This window comes from Lederbergia citri, assembly GCF_018343625.1.
Lineage (GTDB): Bacteria > Bacillota > Bacilli > Bacillales > Bacillaceae_C > Lederbergia > Lederbergia citri.
The window spans coordinates 1,041,637-1,061,214 of sequence record NZ_JAGYPG010000001.1 but is presented as its reverse complement, the minus strand read 5'-3'; the positions used below and the strand labels follow the sequence as shown (position 1 = coordinate 1,061,214).

Annotated in this window: 19 protein-coding genes; 18 read left to right on the top strand and 1 reads right to left on the bottom strand. The window is 36.5% G+C overall.

Going from position 1 to position 19,578, the window contains the following annotated elements; translation table 11 throughout:
* Positions 1-12 precede the first annotated feature (12 nt).
* The 6 genes from qcrB (at position 13) to purU (ending at position 4,878) form a co-directional block, all read left to right on the top strand.
* Positions 13-687, top strand: coding sequence for a menaquinol-cytochrome c reductase cytochrome b subunit (gene qcrB / locus KHA97_RS05330; protein ID WP_213123669.1), 675 nt, complete (start codon positions 13-15; stop codon positions 685-687).
* A 30-nt stretch (positions 688-717) separates the two neighbouring features.
* The gene (locus tag KHA97_RS05325; protein WP_213123668.1) at positions 718-1,488 is read left to right on the top strand and encodes a menaquinol-cytochrome c reductase cytochrome b/c subunit; all 771 of its coding nucleotides are present in this window, start codon (positions 718-720) and stop codon (positions 1,486-1,488) included.
* A gap of 63 nt (positions 1,489-1,551) precedes the next feature.
* A complete protein-coding gene (gene lhaT / locus KHA97_RS05320) occupies positions 1,552-2,148 on the top strand; it encodes a lipoprotein heptaprenylglyceryl N-acetyltransferase LhaT (RefSeq protein ID WP_213123667.1) in 597 nt (198 codons plus the stop codon).
* A 77-nt stretch (positions 2,149-2,225) separates the two neighbouring features.
* Positions 2,226-3,014 carry a sporulation protein YpjB gene (ypjB, locus tag KHA97_RS05315; RefSeq protein ID WP_213123666.1) on the top strand — a complete coding sequence of 263 codons (789 nt, stop codon included), beginning with the start codon at positions 2,226-2,228 and terminating at the stop codon, positions 3,012-3,014.
* Positions 3,015-3,071: 57 nt separating this feature from the next.
* Entirely contained in the window at positions 3,072-3,755 is a 684-nt protein-coding gene (locus tag KHA97_RS05310; protein WP_213123665.1) for a zinc metallopeptidase, read from the top strand.
* Between the two features lie 229 nt (positions 3,756-3,984).
* Complete coding sequence (purU, locus tag KHA97_RS05305) at positions 3,985-4,878, top strand: formyltetrahydrofolate deformylase (RefSeq protein WP_213123664.1); 894 nt, start codon at positions 3,985-3,987, stop codon at positions 4,876-4,878.
* A 386-nt stretch (positions 4,879-5,264) separates the two neighbouring features.
* On the opposite strand, the gene KHA97_RS05300 is transcribed toward purU, so the two are convergent.
* On the bottom strand, positions 5,265-6,140 hold the full coding sequence (locus tag KHA97_RS05300; RefSeq protein WP_213123663.1) for a YitT family protein: 876 nt from the start codon (positions 6,138-6,140) through the stop codon (positions 5,265-5,267).
* A gap of 150 nt (positions 6,141-6,290) precedes the next feature.
* Here KHA97_RS05300 and KHA97_RS05295 point away from each other — a divergent pair, with 150 nt between their 5' ends.
* The 12 genes from KHA97_RS05295 (at position 6,291) to KHA97_RS05240 (ending at position 19,567) form a co-directional block, all read left to right on the top strand.
* Positions 6,291-6,629, top strand: coding sequence for a nucleotide pyrophosphohydrolase (locus KHA97_RS05295; protein WP_213123662.1), 339 nt, complete (start codon positions 6,291-6,293; stop codon positions 6,627-6,629).
* Position 6,630: 1 nt separating this feature from the next.
* Positions 6,631-7,434 (top strand): 4-hydroxy-tetrahydrodipicolinate reductase, encoded by an 804-nt coding sequence (dapB, locus tag KHA97_RS05290; protein ID WP_267912409.1) that lies wholly within the window; start codon positions 6,631-6,633, stop codon positions 7,432-7,434.
* 210 nt (positions 7,435-7,644) lie between these two features.
* Positions 7,645-8,361 carry a bacillithiol biosynthesis deacetylase BshB1 gene (bshB1, locus tag KHA97_RS05285; protein WP_213123660.1) on the top strand — a complete coding sequence of 239 codons (717 nt, stop codon included), beginning with the start codon at positions 7,645-7,647 and terminating at the stop codon, positions 8,359-8,361.
* Entirely contained in the window at positions 8,358-9,500 is a 1,143-nt protein-coding gene (bshA, locus tag KHA97_RS05280) for an N-acetyl-alpha-D-glucosaminyl L-malate synthase BshA (protein ID WP_213123659.1), read from the top strand. The genes bshB1 and bshA overlap by 4 nt, the downstream gene beginning before the upstream one ends.
* 2 nt (positions 9,501-9,502) lie before the next feature.
* Entirely contained in the window at positions 9,503-10,696 is a 1,194-nt protein-coding gene (locus KHA97_RS05275) for a CCA tRNA nucleotidyltransferase (protein WP_213123658.1), read from the top strand.
* Positions 10,681-11,664 carry a biotin--[acetyl-CoA-carboxylase] ligase gene (locus tag KHA97_RS05270; RefSeq protein WP_213123657.1) on the top strand — a complete coding sequence of 328 codons (984 nt, stop codon included), beginning with the start codon at positions 10,681-10,683 and terminating at the stop codon, positions 11,662-11,664. The genes KHA97_RS05275 and KHA97_RS05270 overlap by 16 nt, the downstream gene beginning before the upstream one ends.
* Positions 11,665-12,057: 393 nt before the next feature.
* On the top strand, positions 12,058-12,891 hold the full coding sequence (gene panB, locus KHA97_RS05265) for a 3-methyl-2-oxobutanoate hydroxymethyltransferase (protein ID WP_213123656.1): 834 nt from the start codon (positions 12,058-12,060) through the stop codon (positions 12,889-12,891).
* 1 nt (position 12,892) lies between these two features.
* On the top strand, positions 12,893-13,744 hold the full coding sequence (gene panC, locus KHA97_RS05260; protein WP_213123655.1) for a pantoate--beta-alanine ligase: 852 nt from the start codon (positions 12,893-12,895) through the stop codon (positions 13,742-13,744).
* Between the two features lie 14 nt (positions 13,745-13,758).
* Complete coding sequence (gene panD / locus KHA97_RS05255) at positions 13,759-14,142, top strand: aspartate 1-decarboxylase (protein ID WP_213123654.1); 384 nt, start codon at positions 13,759-13,761, stop codon at positions 14,140-14,142.
* Positions 14,143-14,851: 709 nt separating this feature from the next.
* The gene (dinG, locus tag KHA97_RS05250) at positions 14,852-17,656 is read left to right on the top strand and encodes an ATP-dependent DNA helicase DinG (protein ID WP_213123653.1); all 2,805 of its coding nucleotides are present in this window, start codon (positions 14,852-14,854) and stop codon (positions 17,654-17,656) included.
* A 223-nt stretch (positions 17,657-17,879) separates the two neighbouring features.
* Positions 17,880-18,353, top strand: a complete 474-nt coding sequence (locus tag KHA97_RS05245; RefSeq protein ID WP_213123652.1) for a cell wall elongation regulator TseB-like domain-containing protein — start codon at positions 17,880-17,882, stop codon at positions 18,351-18,353.
* 17 nt (positions 18,354-18,370) lie between these two features.
* Complete coding sequence (locus tag KHA97_RS05240) at positions 18,371-19,567, top strand: pyridoxal phosphate-dependent aminotransferase (protein WP_233713307.1); 1,197 nt, start codon at positions 18,371-18,373, stop codon at positions 19,565-19,567.
* The last annotated feature ends 11 nt before the right edge of the window (positions 19,568-19,578 follow it).

Here is a 19,578-nt window from a genome sequence, read left to right as displayed (position 1 = left end):
GAGGCGTAATCATTGCTTAACAAAATGTACGACTGGATTGACGAGCGTCTGGATATTACGCCGATATGGAGAGATATTGCAGACCATGAAGTGCCGGAGCATGTTAATCCTGCCCACCACTTTTCTGCGTTTGTATACTGTTTTGGCGGTTTGACATTTTTTATTACTGTTATCCAAATACTTTCAGGTATGTTTTTAACAATGTATTACGTACCTGATATTAAAAACGCTTGGGAATCCGTATATTATCTTCAAAATCAAGTTGCTTTCGGACAAATCGTCCGTGGAATGCACCATTGGGGTGCAAGTCTTGTCATCGTTATGATGTTTTTACATACACTACGTGTGTTCTTCCAAGGAGCATATAAGAAGCCTCGTGAGCTAAATTGGGTTGTTGGAGTACTTATCTTTTTTGTTATGCTTGCTCTTGGGCTAACTGGTTATCTTCTTCCTTGGGATATGAAAGCATTGTTCGCTACAAAGGTAACACTTGAAATCGTTGAATCTGTTCCGCTTATCGGTGTTTATGCGAAAACATTAATAGCGGGGGATCCAACTATTGTTGGAGCACAAACATTAACTCGTTTCTTTGCAATTCATGTATTTTTCTTGCCAGCTGCATTGATGGCATTAATGGGTGCTCACTTTATCATGATCCGGAGACAAGGAATTTCTGGACCATTGTAAAATTAGTTTTCGCTTAAAGGAGGGGACACAATGCATCGTGGAAAAGGAATGAAGTTCGTCGGCGATTCACGCGTATCCGCTGAGCGCAAACCGAATATTCCAAAAGATTATTCCGAATATCCCGGAAAAACAGAAGCGTTTTGGCCAGACTTTCTTTTAAAGGAATGGCTAGTCGGTGCTGTTTTCTTAATTGGATTTTTATGTTTAACTATCGCACATCCAAGTCCGCTTGAACGTATTGCGGATCCTACTGACACTGGATATATTCCATTACCGGATTGGTATTTCTTATTTTTATATCAATTATTGAAGTACACTTATACTTCAGGACCTTATAATATCCTTGGTACAGTTGTTATTCCTGGACTTGCATTTGGTGGACTAATGCTCGCACCATTTATTGACCGTGGACCTGAGCGTCGCCCGTCAAAGCGTCCATTTGCAACTGGCTTTATGCTCCTAGCATTCGCAGCTATTTTTTATTTGACTTGGCAAGCAGTTGACATGCACGATTGGGCTGCAGCTGAACAACAAGGTAAAATAACGAAAGCCGTTGAGGTAGATAAGGAAGCTGAAGGATATAAAGTTTACGCAAATCAAAGCTGTATTGGTTGTCATGGTGAAAATCTAGAAGGTAAATCTGGTATTGGACCTGCTTTAGTTGGCACTGGTCATACACCAGAAGAGGTTAAAGAAATCGCAACAAAAGGATACAAAAAAATGCCTGCGAATGCCTTTGATGGTTCCGATGAGGATCTAGACAAGCTTGCAGATTTTGTTTCAGAAATGGCAAAAAAATAATAAATTCTATTTAAGCCGGCAATTTGCCGGCTTTTTCCATATTGTTACGGAAGGTAGAGTGCGATGAGTTTAATCTATACATATTTGGCAGACCGGCGTTTTTTATGGCTTTTATTGATTATTAATATTGCAGGAACATTGTATGGATATATTTGGTATGAACCTCAAATAGTAAAGACCCCAACTATTTTTATACCTTTTGTGCCGGATAGTCCAACGGCAAGTTTATTTTTCGTGTTTGTCCTTGCGGCATTTTTACTGAGGACGAATTGGCCATTAATTGAAGCATTGGCCATCATTACTTTGTTTAAGTATGGAATATGGGCTGTAGTGATGAACTTCTTATCGCTTGCAGTTTTGGGGGATTTAAGCTGGCAAGGGTATATGTTGATTGGATCCCACGCAGCTATGGCGATTCAAGGCATATTATATGCTCCATTTTATAAAATGAAATTGTGGCATGTTCTTGTTGCGGCAGTTTGGACTTTGCACAATGACGTAATTGATTATGTATTTATGCAATATCCAAAGTATCCAGGACTTGAGATCTATATTCGGGAAATTGGTTATTTCACATTTTGGCTTAGCATAGTCGGAACAGCAATCGCACTATATTATGCACGCAGATGCAAAAAAGGAAGCCAACTTCGGTTATTTTGACCTAGAAAATGTAAATGCTAGGTCTATTCTTGTCCCATTTCACATACATTTTACCAGTAGTATGGGGAGGGACAAGTATGAGGGGAAAATTGATCATCCTTCTAATGGTTGGCTTATTATTTTCTGGCTTTTCTGTACTAGCCGAATCAAAATCCTCTATGACAGAATTAGATCAGCTTGCTGATGAAGCTTTACAGTTGACACGGTTTGGCCGTTTTGAAGAAGCAAAAAAAATGCTTGAGAGATTTGCTCAAATTTTTTCAGAAAAAGGGGTAGCTGAACGGCAATTTACGATGGATGAACTTCGTATTGTAACGGCAGCTCATCATGAAGCACTAAAATCATTAACAAGTGTAGGATTAAACCCAAATGATAGAATACAAAAAGTCACTGCTTTACGATTAGCAACAGATGCGATTAATTCAAAGTATCAGCCTTTATGGTCTGAAATGGAAAGGCCGATTATGAATGCCTTTAATGATGTGAAAAGCGCTGCATTAGAAGGAGATGAAAATCTTTATAATACAGAGCTGAATGAATTTTTATCAACTTATTCCATCATTCAACCTAGTATAAAAATTTCTGTTCCTGTTGAAAAAGTTCAGAGACTAGATTCAAGAATTACCTATATTGATCGATATCGTTCCACATTTTCTGAACAAAAATGGATGAAAGAATTAGAAGGACTAGAGGACGAATTAAAAAAGCTATTTGCTGAAATTAATAAAGATGATACAGATCCTTCCATTTGGTGGGTCATGATTATGACAGGTGGTATAATCATTTCTACATTGTCTTATGTTAGTTGGCGAAAATATCGTGGTCAAAATATGCAGCAGCAAAAGCGGAAAGGTCCAAATGATTGACCAAAATCCTAAAATCAAATAAAATAGAATATAAACAACTAGAAACGGGGGGTTAATATGGGAGCTTACTTGATTTATTTGGCGATTATTATTATTATCCCTATTTGGGCTCAAATGAAAGTAAAAAGCGCATACACAAAATATTCAAAAATCCCAACTTCAGCAGGTATGAGTGGTGCAGAAGTTGCTCGTAGAATTTTAGACGAAAATGGATTGGAAAATGTTGCGGTTAGAGAAACGCAAGGAGTTTTAAGTGATCATTACAATCCATTAAATAAGACGGTCTATCTTTCATCATCCAATTATCACCAACATTCAGTAGCTGGTGCAGCTGTCGCAGCTCACGAAGTTGGCCATGCCATTCAGGATAAAGAAGGATATGCTGCGCTTCGTTTCCGTCATGCATTAGTTCCAGTAGTAAATATTACTTCAAAATTTGCTTGGATCTTTATTATGCTAGGGATTCTTGTTACGGCACTACCTAACTTTTTATTGATTGGGATTGTTTTAATGGCAGCTGGAGTAGTATTCCAAGTTGTCACGTTGCCAGTTGAGTTCAACGCATCTTCAAGAGCGATGGATCAAATTGTTTCACTCGGTCTTATCAGCAACACAGAAGAGCGAGATGCAAGAAAAGTATTAAACGCGGCTGCGATGACATATGTAGCTGCAGCAGCGGTAGCAGTACTTGAATTGGTAAGGTTAATATTAATTTTCACAAATATTACTAGAAATGATTAATGATTAAATACCCGGTCTCATACACCGGGTATTATTTTTATCAAAAATGAGTAATTGTTAGCTAGCTTATTAAAGATAGCAGGTCGTCTATAGCAACTATATACTCTTTTTTGAAAATGTCACGAGAAACGAAGTTTTATTTTTTGATAATCAGGTACGCGATATTTTTTTTTGCAAATGTTGTTGAAAAAAAGTAAAATAGCTAAAAACATTAAAGAGGGACGTATGGATGACAAATAAAGTATGTAATCAGCACTTTAGAGAAAAAAATAAAGACCGTGCAAGACTGCTCATTAAATGTCCGGACCAACCGGGTATTGTATCGAAGGTTTCAACTTTTCTAATGAATTATGGAGCTAATATTATAGAGTCCAGCCAATATTCTGCAGACCCTGAGGGCGGGAATTTTTTTATAAGAATGGAATTTAGCTGTCCAAATCTACTAAATAGACGAACGGAAATAGAACAATCTTTTCAAGAAATAGCTGAGATATTTTATATGGAGTTTGAATTTCGTTATGTAAGTGACATAAAAAAGACTGCGATTTTTGTCTCAAAAGAATTGCATTGTTTAATGGAGCTTCTATGGGAATGGCAAAATGGCGATCTAATGTTTGATATTGGCTGTATTATTAGTAATTACGAGAATGCTGAGCAATTAGCGAAATCAGTAAATATCCCATTTTATTACATACCTGCAAATAAAGAAATTAGAGCTGAAGTGGAAGAAAAACAGATAAAATTATTAAAGGAACATGAGATTGAGTTAATTATTCTTGCTCGATATATGCAAATATTAACCCCTAACTTTGTTTCTCAATATCCTAATCAAATTATTAATATTCATCATTCATTTCTTCCGGCTTTTATTGGTGCAAGACCATATGAGCGGGCATATGAGCGTGGCGTAAAATTGATTGGAGCTACCTCCCATTTTGTTACAAATGATCTTGATGAGGGACCGATTATTGAACAGGGCGTAGAAAGGGTTAGTCATCACGATAAAGTAGAAGACATGAAAAGAATTGGCCGAAATATCGAAAGAAGCGTTTTGGCACGTGCAGTAAAATGGCATCTACAAGACCGAGTCATTGTTGATGGTAATAAGACAATCGTTTTTTAATAAAATTTTGTGAGAGTAAATCAAATTTGAATTTCTTTGCTTGTTGATTGGAGCGGAGGGCACGAGACTCCTGCGGGAAAAACAGTTAACGTGAGACCCCACAGGTAGGAAAAGCGGAGGCTACTGCTCAGCGTCGTACGAACGGGAGACTTCCCGCACTGAGATAAAGGAAACACGGCGAAGGACGAGCCGCTGTTGACTTATCGTAGGGGAGGGAAGGGCTCGTTCGCTAGACGCTAGGAGCCGGAGCTAGACAACGCATTAAGCGCCGAGGAGGCTCGCGAACTGCCCGCGGAAAGCGAGTGCCTGGAGCGGAAATCAAATATATACACGTTTAGATGAGCAAGGAAAAGCCTTTCCTCAACGATATTTAGAGGAAAGGCGATTTACACGTCTAATGGTCTTTTATTTTCGTCTAATGTAAAGCCTTCACCCATTACGTCATGGACGACTGTTACAGAGACAAATGCATGGGGATCAATGGCATTTATAATCCTTTTTAAATTGACGATTTCGTTCTTGGCTACTACACAATATAAAATTTCTTTATTTTGTTTAGTAAAGGATCCGTAGCCGCGCAAAACTGTTACACCTCTTCCCATTTGCATTAAGATTTCATCAGCTATTTTTTCATGCTCCAATTCAGAAATGATCATTGCGCCTCTTGCAGCGTATGATCCTTCCTGCATAAAATCAATGACTCTCGCACCTACAAAAACGGCTACGAGGGTATACATAGCTTGCACATGATTTAAATACGTTAAAAGGGATACAGTGATGACAATCGCATCAAACATAAACATTGTTCTTCCCATGCTGAATCCTTTATATTTAAGGAGTAGACGAGCAATGATATCGACACCGCCGGTAGTCCCTCCGTATCGGAAAGTTATGCCTAGACCAATACCGATAAAAACACCGGCAAATAATGCGGCTAAAAATAAATCGCCATTCAATGGGATGTTAAGTTGATATTTTTGAAAAATAAATAAGAAAAAGGATACTGCTAACGTTCCAATTATTGTATATATAAAAGATTTACTACCTAGAAGCTTCCATCCAACAAAAAATAGAGGAACATTCAATACGAGGTTCGAAATAGAAGGATTAATATGAAACACGAAATAAAGTAATAAAGTAATCCCCGTAAATCCACCTTCGGCTAAGTTATTTTGCATATTGAAATGTACAATACCGAAAGAAAAGATGGCAGCGCCTATTAAAATGAACAAAACATTTTGAAATTTGATTCCTACTCTCATTTCATCGCCTCCGATTTAATATCGTGGTGGGAACGAAGCTAATTCATTATAACCAATCTTTGACAAAGTGTACAAAATTACTACACTAAAGCAGTTTTATTTGAATATAAAAAAAGTATTAGCTAACATAATGGTGAAAGGTGATACATTATGACTAAACAGAAAACCATACAGCAAATTCAAGAAGAAGTTGACTCTTATATTAGTCAGTTCAAAGAAGGATATTTTAGTCCACTAGCCATGCTTGCTAGACTGACAGAGGAACTAGGCGAATTAGCTAGAGAACTCAATCATCATTATGGAGAGAAACCTAAAAAGTCAACAGAAGAAGAAAAAGCGATAGAAGAAGAAGTCGGAGATGTATTGTTCGTGCTAGTTTGCTTGGCAAATTCATTAAATATTGACTTACAATCAGCTCACGATTTAGTTATGAACAAATTTAATACTCGTGATAAAGATAGATGGACGAGAAAAAGTGAGGATGAATAATTTGGCAAATCCAGTAAAAATAGTAGTCGCTGGTCCCCGTGGAAGAATGGGGAGAGTGGCGGTTAATTTAGTAAAAGAAACTCCGGAATTTGAATTGGTCGCAGTATTGGACCGAAGAAATAATGGAATGCTGCTCTCAGAGTTAGAAGGTTTTTCTAATCTTGATGTTAAGATCTATACAGATGTTGAGGAATGTTTTCAAAGTGTTGATGCAGATGTTCTAATCGACTTGACAGTACCAGAAACTGGTTATGTACATACTAAAACAGCATTATTACACGGAGTACGTCCTGTAGTAGGAACAACAGGCTTTACGGAAGAACAAATATCTGAATTAAGAAAATTGGCGGAAGAGAAAGACATTGGCTGTATTATTGCACCTAATTTTGCAATTGGTGCAATCTTAATGATGAAATTTTCACAAATGGCAGCTAAATATTTCAATAACGTCGAAATCATAGAACTTCATCATGATCAAAAACTAGATGCACCATCTGGAACCGCATTAAAAACGGCAGAAATGATGACGGCAAATCGTGAAAAGCGGAGACAAGGACATCCAAACGAAAAAGAAACAATTAAAGGAGCACGAGGGGCAAACTACGAAGGAATGCGTATTCATAGTGTAAGATTACCCGGTCTCGTTGCCCACCAGCAAGTTTTATTCGGTGCACCAGGAGAAACACTAACAATCCGTCACGATTCCTATAACCGAGCTTCCTTTATGACAGGTGTCAAAATGTCCGTAGAAACGGTTATGAAATTAAATACACTCGTATACGGATTAGAACATATTTTAGAATAATACATTTTAAGACTGTTTTCGTATTGAATGTTATCATGTAAAGGTTTAGTTAGATTTTCGATTTAATAGAAGCGGAAAGTGCGAGGTAGACTCAGTAGTTCCTAGTACTTAAATCGATGTCTACAAAGCCTTTTAAATAGACTTGTGTAACATTTATATGAGAACAGTCTTAAATATGAATTGACTTATCATGAAGGAGCGTCATTTTTTATGGAACACAAAGGGATAGATATTCTTGCCTTTGGAGCACACGCAGATGATGTGGAAATTGGTATGGCGGGTTCATTGGCGAAATGGTCAGCAATGGGTAAAAAAATTGTTATTTGCGATTTAACGGAAGCTGAATTATCATCAAATGGTACTGTGGAAACAAGAAAAAAAGAAGCGAAAAAAGCTGCCGAACTGCTTGGAGTAGCAGAGCGGGTGAATTTATATTTATCTGATCGAGGTTTATTATTAAAGGACGAGCATATAAGAAAAATAGCAAATATTATTCGAATATACAAACCAACATTAATTTTTGCTCCATATCATAATGACCGTCATCCAGATCATGGAAATTGTTTTCGCCTTGTGGAAGAAGCTTTTTTTTCGGCTGGGATTCGAAAGTATGAAGTAGAAGGAAATTATCCTCCTCATAAACCATTAAATTTATATCAATACATGATAAATGGTTTTGCTTCTCCGCACTTTGTAGTGGACATTACCAACTTTATCGATAAAAAGGTAAAAGCACTAAACGCTTATCAATCTCAATTTTTTATCCATGAAGGCGGGGTACAAACACCTTTAACGGAAGGATATATTGAAAATGTAACAGCAAGAGATAGATTATTTGGTAAAGAAGTCGGTGTAACATTTGCAGAAGGATTTCTTTCCAGTAAACCTTTATTACTAAATAACAATGTGTTTGGAGAAGACTTATGAAATTAAAAATAGGGATTACATGTTACCCTACTGTTGGTGGTTCAGGTGTAATAGCAACTGAACTAGGAAAAATGTTAGCAGAAAAAGGGCACAAAATTCATTTTATTACGTCTAATATGCCTTTTAGATTAGATGTGTTGCACCATAATATATTTTTTCATCAAGTTTTTGTGAATCAATACTCTGTTTTTCAATATCCACCTTATGATATTGCACTAGCTAGTAAAATGGCAGAAGTTATAAAAAGAGAAAAACTTGATATTTTACATGTTCACTATGCTATTCCTCATGCTGTATGTGCAATTTTAGCTAAACAAATGGCTGGCACTGACGTGAAGATTGTAACTACTTTGCACGGTACGGATATTACGGTTTTAGGTTATGATGATACACTTGCAGAAGCGATTAAATTCGGAATTGAAAAATCAGATTCTGTTACTGCAGTTTCGAATGCATTAAAAATGCAGACTAATGATGTTGTAGCTGCTGATAAAGATATTAATGTCATCCATAATTTTATTGATGAAAGAATTTATAGAAAAGTGGATGCAGAGCATCTAAAAATTGCTTATGGGATTAAAGATGATGAAAAAGTTCTTATTCATGTTTCTAATTTTAGAAAAGTGAAGAGGGTCAGCGATGTTGTTGCGGCATTTGCTAAGATTGCAAGCGTTATCCCTGCAAAGCTTCTTCTTGTCGGAGATGGTCCAGAGAAAACAAGGCTTTGTAAGCTTGTAAAAGAATTAGATGTCGAGCATAAAGTTCTTTTTTTAGGTAGACAAGATCATTTAGAAGAATTGTATTCAATTAGTGATTTAATGTTATTGCTTTCTGAAAAAGAGAGCTTTGGTCTTGTTGCATTAGAGGCTATGGCTTGTGGAGTTCCGTGTATCGGTACAAATGTTGGCGGTATTCCAGAAGTAATTACAGATGGGTATAATGGGTTTATTTGTGAATTAGGTGATCTAGCTGCAATTAGCAATAAGGCACTTAGTTTATTGCAAAATGAGTCTTTATTACAGGAATTTTCACATAACGCTACTATAACCCCAATTGAACGTTTTCAATCCCATGTGATTGTAGAAAAATATGAAAAGTTATATGAATCTCTAATGCAAAGTGTTGGACAAGGATGGTAGCCATGAATAAAGAGTTTCTAGCCGCAATTCCAGTACTTGAAAAAATTGAAAAAGCTGGGTTTGAAGCATATTTTGTCGGAGGGGCTGTAAGAGATTATCTCTTAAATAGAGATATTCATGATGTAGATATTGCAACTTCAGCTACACCTTTAGAAATAAAGAATATTTTTTCATCTACTGTCGATGTCGGAATAGAACATGGAACCATCCTTGTCCTTTATAAAGGACAAGGCTTTGAGGTTACTACATTTAGATCTGAATCGGATTATGAAGATTATCGAAGGCCGCAAAAAGTAACTTTTATAAGGTCTCTTAAAGAGGATTTAAAACGAAGAGATTTTACAATGAATGCCATAGCTATGGATAGAGCTGGGCAATTAATTGATCCATTTCATGGAAAGTCGGCAATTGAGCAGCAAATCATTGATACAGTAGGAGAGGCATCAGAAAGATTTAAGGAAGATGCTTTACGGGTCATTAGAGCCATTCGTTTCGTCAGCCAGCTCGGATTCAGCTTAGAAAAGAACACTGAAAAAGAAATGGCCAATCTTGCATTTTTATTACAACATATTTCTGTTGAAAGAATAACAGCTGAAATGATAAAGCTGTTAAATGGTACACATAGAGAAAAGGCTTTTAAAATAGCATTAGAAACGAAATTATACGCATTCTGGCCGACTATATTTAATGATAAAAAGATTATCCAATCCATTTTATCTTTACCAATAGAGCCATTAAGTGAAATGGAACTATGGATATTATCTTTATTTTTAACTAACCAAACTAATTCAAATGATCTATTAAAAAAATGGAAGCTGCCTAGTAAAAAAATTCAGTTCATCTTACGAGCTATCCTTTTTTTAAATTGGCGGAAAGAGAATGAATGGACTCATTATGATTGCTATCGTGCCGGGAAGGAAATATGTACGGTTGTAGAACGGGTTTATCAAACAAGTCTAGGTAAGGATATTTCAGAAATTGAGAGTAATTTTGATCATATCTTTAGGGAATTGCCTATTTTATCTCGAGGAGATTTGAAAATCACGGGAGAAGAAATATTAAAATGGTATAATAAACCAGCAGGTCCCTGGGTGAGAGAAGTTATTGAACAAATTGAAAAAGCAGTGATTAATAAAGAGGTATTGAATGAAGTAGAGGAAATAAAGAGGTGGATTAAGTCTTGTCATCTTCCATAAAGAAACAATTATACGAAGCACTTGCAAATGCAGATGGAAATTACCTTTCTGGACAAGCTCTTGCTAATATAATTGGTTGCTCAAGGACTGCGATTTGGAAGCATATTGAGGAATTGCGCAAATCGGGTTTTGAATTAGAAGCCGTAAGAAAAAAAGGTTACAGGCTAATCAGCAAGCCTGCTCATCTATCTGAACATGATATATTATTTGGATTGGCAACTAAAACGATTGGACGCAGTTTTCATTATTATGATTCTGTTGAATCAACACAAACGATTGCTCATAAGGCTGCGAGAGAGGGAGCACCTGAAGGAACAGTTATTATTGCAGGGGAACAAACAGGGGGCAAGGGTAGGATGTCCCGTCCATGGCATTCTTCTAAACAGAAGGGAATATGGATGAGTATGATAGTACGACCAAAGCTGCCGCCTGAAAGAGCACCACAATTTACGCTCATTACAGCCATTGCCTGTGCACGAGCCATTGAGGAAGTCACGGGGCTAGAGCCTCATATAAAATGGCCAAATGATATACTGTACAAAGGAAAGAAGCTAACGGGAATCCTTACAGAGCTCCAAGGTGAAGCAGATAAAGTGAACTTTCTAATCATTGGAATAGGTATGAATGTCAATCAGACAAAAGACGATTTTCCTGAAGAAGTTAAAGAGAGAGCAACATCATTAGAAATTGAATCTGGAAATAGCGTATCTAAAACAAAAGTCGTCCAAAATATCCTAAAATACTTTGAAAAATATTATAACCTTTATATGGAAAAAGGCTTTGCCCCACTCAAAATCATGTGGGAAAGCTATGCAGCGGGAATTGGAAAGCCAATCATTGCAAGAACCCTCAATGGTGAAATATCAGGAATTGCACTCGGTATAACAGATGAAGGAATTTTAAAAGTTGAAGATCAAGATGGGAATATCCATCATATATATTCAGCGGATATTGAGTTTCCTTCATAGTCAACTTAAAAAAATTTTGCTATAATGCTTTTGACAGATCTTAATGTCTGGCTCCAGCGCCAGTTAAACTTCTTATCGTGATAAGTCAACCGATTTGCCTTTAAGGCTCATCGTGTTTCCTTTATCTCAGTCGAGATCTTGAAGTTTTTACTTCGATAAGCAAGGGCGCTTGCGCTTTTCTAACTGGGCGGTATCCATTTTGTGAACTGCACCTCTATTATTTACAACTTAAATTTAATTTCTGCCTTGATCCAAGAGGACGGGGACAGAGGACCGAAACGAGTGGAAATTTAAAGGAGTCCCTCTGCCTATTTGGAGAGGACTTCTTTTTTACTGAAAATTACACTCGAATTAATTCGTTTCCTCTAAAAGTAAAGGAGGAGAAAAAAGAATATGAGACAAACTACAGATTTTTCAAAAATGAAACAATCTGGAGAAAAAATTGCGATGGTTACGGCTTACGATTTTCCGCAAGCAAAACTGGCAGAACAGGCTGGTGTAGACATGCTTTTAGTAGGTGATTCCTTAGGCATGGTTGTATTAGGGTATGATTCTACTATACCAGTTACATTACAAGATATGATTCATCATACGAAAGCTGTTAAAAGAGGAGCAAAAGATACGTTCATCGTCTCAGATCTTCCATTTATGACGTATCATATTAGCAAAGAGGAAGCTTTAAGATCTGCAGCTACACTCATGCAAGAAGGTGGAGCGCACGCAGTTAAAGTTGAAGGTGGAGGAGATGTAGTTAATACAATCAAATCCCTTACTTCAGCAGGAGTTCCTGTTATGGCTCACCTAGGGCTAACTCCACAAGCTGTTGGGGTTTTAGGTGGATATAAAGTCCAAGGAAAAAATGCTGAGGCCGCAAATGAACTTGTATCAGATGCAATTGAGTGTCAGGAAGCAGGGGCTTTTGCCCTCGTTTTAGAATGTATCCCAAAACAACTTGCCAGCCTCGTTTCGTCTAAATTGGAGATTCCAACAATAGGCATAGGAGCTGGAAATGAAACTGATGGCCAAGTTCTTGTTTACCATGATTTATTAACATTCGGAGTAGATAGAGTACCGAAATTTGTAAAACAATATGGCGATATCAATACACTCACGAAGGAAAGTATTCAACAATATGTTGCCGAAGTGAAAAATTCTTCCTTTCCTGAAGAGAAACATTCATTCACGATGAGTGATTCTGAGCTAGAGCTACTTTATGGAGGAAAGTAAGATGGAAATTATCACTTCTTCAAAAGCTATGCAAGAACGAGCTTTGCAGCTAAAAAAGCAAGGATACTCAATAGGATTTGCCCCTACAATGGGATTTTTACATGAGGGTCATTTAAAGCTTGTCACACAATCATTACAAGAGAATGATGTATCAGTAATGAGCATCTTTGTCAATCCGCTTCAGTTTGGACCGAATGAGGACTTTGAAGCGTATCCTCGAGATGTAGAAAGGGATAAAAAGCTTGCGGAAAATGCTGGTGTAAATATTTTATTTTTACCTGAACGGACAGAAATTTATCCAAACGAGCCTTCATTTGAAATAAATGTAAAGAATAGAACTGGTGTCCTTTGTGGTAGAAGCAGACCGGGGCATTTTAATGGAGTAGCGACCATTTTAATAAAGCTTTTTAATATAATTTTGCCTGATCATGTGTATTTTGGCATGAAAGATGCTCAGCAAGTAGCTGTAGTGGATTCATTAATAAAAGATTTTAACTTCCCAATCGAACTAATACCTGTTGAAACGGAAAGGGAAGAGGATGGGCTTGCACGAAGCTCAAGAAATGTTTATTTATCAGATGAAGAACGTAGTCAGGCGCCACATCTGTATAAAGGCTTGCAAAAGGGATCCGAAGCGATAAAAAAAGGTGAGGTAAATCCATCATCTGTTATTCATATCATAGAGAATTATATTAAGACTAATACAAATGGTAAAATTGATTATATAGAAATATTAAGTTTTCCGAATTTAGATACATTAGAACAAATACACGGAAAGATTATTATTGCACTAGCTGTAAAATTTTCCAAGGCAAGGCTTATTGACAATATTATTCTAGAGATACATTCATAAGGAGGTCCAGCATCATGTTTCGTACGATGATGAATGGAAAAATCCATAGAGCAACAGTAACTGAAGCAAATTTAAACTATGTAGGCAGCATTACAATTGACGGGGACATTCTTGAAAAGGTTGGAATGGTGCCAAATGAAAAAGTTCAAATTGTAAATAATAATAATGGAGCGAGATTTGAAACATATATCATTGAAGGGGAAAAAGGGTCAGGAGTCATTTGTGTGAACGGCGCAGCTGCTAGGCTCGTTCAGCCAGGTGACATAGTTATTATCATTTCCTATGCATTAGTTCCTGAAGAAAAGGTTCATTCACACCAACCAAAAATAGCACTTATGACAAAAGATAATAAAATTAAGGATATGATCCATTACGAACCTGAAACGACAATTTATTAGTTAAGAACAAAAGCGCAAGCGCCTGTTCAGCGACGTACAGGCCCACAGGATGTGGGTCCGTCGACGTTCCCCTTTAGGGTTCTGACGAGAAAAAAGAAACACGGTGAACCACGAAAAGCGGAAGGCGCCTGATCAGCCCCGACAAGCAAATGTTCTGAGGCAAAAAAGTCGTTCTTTGATTTTATTGACTCAGGTTATTTGTCCTCGAGGTGCTGGCGCCTGCAGCTAGACACTTGGTGAGCCGATGTTGACTAATCGTAGGAAGAAACCGAAAGTTTGCTAGTCGCTAGGCGCTGGAGCTAGACTGGAAATACCTTCTTAAAAGCTATCCGTCAAGTTCCAATCTATAATTTCCTAAGCGGCTAAAAACCAGTCCATCAAACAACTATTTATTGGACTGGTTTTTTTGAATTAAAAAATAAATTTATCTAATTCTATGATTTGAACAAAGTTTTTTGTCAGCTCCTGAGCCGAATTTAAGACTCTTCAAGGGAAAAGTAATCATTTGCACACCTATGCTTAACATTTTTTGAGACCCCAGTGGATGTGAATTAAAATCAAGCCTTTTTGCTATATCGTTGTTGACGGCCCGATATCCACTTTCTTGTATGTCGTTGAATAGCTGTACTGGTAAGTATATGATACAATTGTCGGAGTAAGTAGCGAATAATTTCAAGCCTCGAGCTTTCCTAGTAAGGTGTGGTTGTTTATGAAACATAAATATGTGGTTGTTGATTTGGAGACAACAGGAAATACTCCTGACCGAGGAGACTGCATAATCCAATTTTCCGCTGTAACAATAGAAGATTTACGCATCGTTGACCAATATACAACGTTTATTAATCCTGGAGTTCCAATTCCACCTTTTATTGAAGAATTGACTGGAATTAACGATGGCATGGTTCTTGATGCACCAGAATTTAAAAATATTGCTTCAAAAATATATGATTTACTTCAAGATTCTATTTTTGTTGCACATAATGTGTTCTTTGACCTTGGTTTTTTACGAAATGAACTAGAAAAATCAGGATATGCTAACTTTGCAATAGATTCTGTTGATACAGTAGAATTTGCTAAAATTATTTTTCCATCAGCACCAAGTTATAAGCTATCAGAATTGGCTGATATGCTACAGTTAGAGCATGATAATCCGCACCAAGCTGATAGTGACGCTCTAGTAACGGCAGAATTATTATTAATATTGTTGGAACGGGCAAAAGCTTTACCTCTTATTACATTAGAAAAGCTTTCTGACATGGCTTATTCATTAAAAAGCGATATGTATATAGTATTTCAATCTCTATTAGAAGAAAAAAGAAAAAATATTGAAAACTTACAAGATGATTTAGAGGTTTATCGAGGGATTGCATTAAAGAAAAAGACGATTCAGCAATCATATACAGATGAAATAACACCAAATTATCCGTGGGACACGGAAGAAAAAATTCAATTGTTTTCTTTACATATGAAAGATTTCAAACATCGTCCAGGACAAATGGAAATGATGGATACGGTATATGAATCTTTTATCCAAAAAAAGCATGCTGTTATCGAAGCAGGGACGGGAACCGGAAAAACATTAGGGTATTTGTTGCCTTCAATATTTTTTGCTAAAACAGAAAGGAAACCCGTCGTTATCAGTACATATACAATTCAAATGCAAGATCAAATATTGAATTATGAAATAGCTCGATTGAAAAAAATGATTCCATTCCAATTCCAAATCGCGATATTAAAAGGACGAAGCAACTATATTAATATGCTGAAGTTCGAACAATCTTTGTATGATAAGGACCCCCATTATGATACTGTCCTTACAAAGATGCAATTGCTTGTATGGTTAGTACAGACGGAAACTGGTGATATGGAAGAACTTAATGTCTCAAGTGGTGGAAGATTATACAAGCAAAGGATTAAACACGATGGCTGGTTTTTCCAAATGGAAAAAGATCCATGGTTTTCTCATGATTTTTACATACATGCACGAAATCTTGCACAAAATGCTGATGTGGTCATAACGAACCATTCAATGTTATTGGTTGACGCGAATAAAGATCAGAGTATTCTTCCAGAATATAAATACGCAGTAATAGATGAGGCACATAATCTGGAAAAAGCGGCAAGAAGTTGTTTCGGAAAGAAATTGGAGTATAATTCAATAAAATTTTGGATAGGACGTCTTGGAACATTAGAAAAGAGTCAACTATTTAATAAATTGGAGAAACTTCTAGATAAGAAGGGTTTATCTCCATCTCTACATTCTTTTGAAATGGATCATATAATCTCTCAGTTGGATCTTGAGATAGACGATTTATTTAACATGATAGGAATCAAGCTTTCTAAACTAAATGGGCGAAAATCAAATAAAAACACCAAACAACAATTACGAATAACAGAAGAGATGAATTCAGATCGCCAATGGTTACCTTTAGTTTTATGTGCAGAAAGAGTATATGATTATCATCGCACAATTAGCAAAGCGCTTGAGACCCGACTTTCATTAATAAAGAATGACGATATAAAGATTTCTGAAAGTGAACAAGCTTTTGTAGAAGAAATCAATACCTTCATACGTGATTGGATCAAAATAGGTGAGAAAATCCAACAGTTTTTTTTAACATCTTCCAGTCAAAATGTGAAGTGGGTAGAAGGGGATATACGTGCACTTCCTAACAGCATAGGGGTTTTTACGCAACCTATCAGTCCAGGAGATGAATTATTTACAACCTTTTTCAAAAACAAAAATAGTGTTATTATGACCTCCGCAACACTAACCGTCAATAGTTCATTTAACTATTATATAAATGAGTTAGGATTGAAAAAACAAAACTTAGTTGAAAAAATTATTCGTTCTCCTTTTGATTATAAAGAGATGGTAAATTTATTGGTTCCCTCCGATTTACCTGAAGTGCGTGGAACTGTTAATGACGATTACATTGAAGCAATGGCCAATCATATCATTTCAATAGCTGGCGCAACCGACGGAAGAATGCTTGTACTATTCACGTCATATGATATGCTTCGAAAAACATATCAACTTATAAAGGAATCATTAGCATTGGAGGATTTTGTTATCCTTGCACAAGGAATTACGGGAGGAAGCAGAACTCGACTCACTAGAAATTTCCAACAATTTAATAAATCAATTTTATTCGGTACGAGCAGCTTTTGGGAAGGGGTAGATATTCCCGGAAAGGATCTATCATGTTTAGTAATTGTCAGACTTCCTTTTTCACCGCCTGACGAACCAATTACGGCTGCTAAATATGAATTAATAAGGAATGAAGGTAGGAATCCTTTTTCGGATTTTGCTTTACCCGAAGCTGTTATACGATTTAAGCAAGGGTTTGGCAGATTAATCAGAACGGAAACGGACCGCGGGGTCGTTATTATATTAGATAGACGAATTGACACAACTAGCTATGGGAAAACATTTTTACAATCCATTCCAAACATATCAATAGAACGGGGTCCAATAAAATCTATATTATCCTCTATTGAAAATTGGTTATAAAGTTGAGGCTGTGTCACTCTATGGACCTAATTCCGAGCTCGACACAGCCTCAAATAATGTGGGCTTAATTGTAATTTTTTTTTGAGCTTACGCAATTTTCATCATTCCATATTAATATTTCCTGCTATAATGATGAATATATGCGTATTGGTAGTATCACCAAAAATAATGGCGCTATAATGACAATAATTGTTTTGTATATATAAACATAAGGTGGTATTTAATGAAAAAGTGGTTTTTAATTATTTTGCCCTTAATAATAATAATAGCCGCATCTATATATGTGTATAGAGATGCTAGAGCACCCTTATTAAAAGCAGAACAATATGCTGAAAAAAGGGCAAAAATAGAAGCAAAATTAGTAAGCAATGACGAATTTTTTGTGTATCATGGAACGAAGACTTATTATGTAATCATTGGTCAAAACCAAGAAGATGTTAAAACGATTGTATGGGTTCCTGAAAAAAACAACGACAAAATTGTTATAAAAAAAGCTTCAGATGGGATTTCTGAAGATGAGGCGATTTCCAAGCTGATCAAAGAGGAAAATCCTAAAAAAATACTTGGAGCGAGGCTTGGAATGGAAAAAAAATTACCGGTATGGGAGCTATCCTATTTAGACCAAAATTCTAAGCTAAATTATTATTACATCCATTTTGACACAGGCAAATGGTGGAGAAAAATAGAAAATTTATAATAGAAAGAGGAATGACAATGAACATCAATTTAGCACACCGTGTTGATGCTCTTACACCATCTTCAACTTTGGCGATTACCGCAAAAGCAAAAGAATTGAAATCTCAAGGGCTGGATATAATCGGACTCGGAGCGGGGGAACCGGATTTTAACACGCCGGAAAACATAATTGAAGCTGCTTATCGTTCTATGAGGGAAGGTTTTACAAAGTATACTCCTGCTGCAGGGTTGCCGGAATTGAAAAAAGCAATTATTACCAAACTTGAACAAGACCAAGGCCTTACATATAAACCATCTGAAATAATTATTGGAAATGGAGCAAAACATGTTTTATATACACTTTTCCAAGTTATTTTAAATGAAGGGGATGAGGTCATCATTCCGACACCTTACTGGGTGAGCTATCCTGAGCAAGTAAAGCTGGCAGGTGGTATTCCGGTTTATGTTGAAGGAAAAGAAGAAAATGACTATAAAATTACTCCTGAGCAATTAAATTCTGCGATTACAAATAAAACAAAAGCTATTATCATCAATTCTCCAAGCAATCCTACTGGTATGATTTATTCGGAAGCTGAGCTTGCCGCACTTGGAGAAATATGTCTAGAACATAATGTTTTGATTGTATCGGATGAAATTTACGAAAAATTAGTTTACGGAGAAAACAAACATGTCTCTGTTGCGCAAATATCTCCGTCTTTTAAAGATTTTACAATCATTATTAATGGAGTTTCCAAATCACATTCCATGACAGGGTGGAGAATTGGATATGCTGCCGGACATGAAAGGATTGTTGCTGCGATGGCGGATCTTGCAAGCCACTCAACATCAAATCCGACTACTACTTCTCAGTACGGAGCCATTGAAGCATATAATGGACCACAAACAGCTGTTGAGGAAATGAGACAAGCGTTTGAAGAAAGATTGAACATTATATATGATAAATTAGTGGAAATACCCGGTGTAGAATGTAAAAAACCACAAGGTGCTTTTTATCTATATCCAAACTTTAAAGAAGCTGCTCAAATTGCAGGATTCGAAAATGTCGATCAATTAGTTGAAGCATTGCTGGAAGAAGCACTTGTCGCGGTCATACCTGGCTCAAGCTTTGGCTCTCCCGATAATATTAGAATATCATATGCAACATCACTAGAGGCATTGGAAAAAGCTGTAGACCGCATACATTCTTTTGTCGAGAAAAAAAATAATAATCGCTAATATAAAGATCA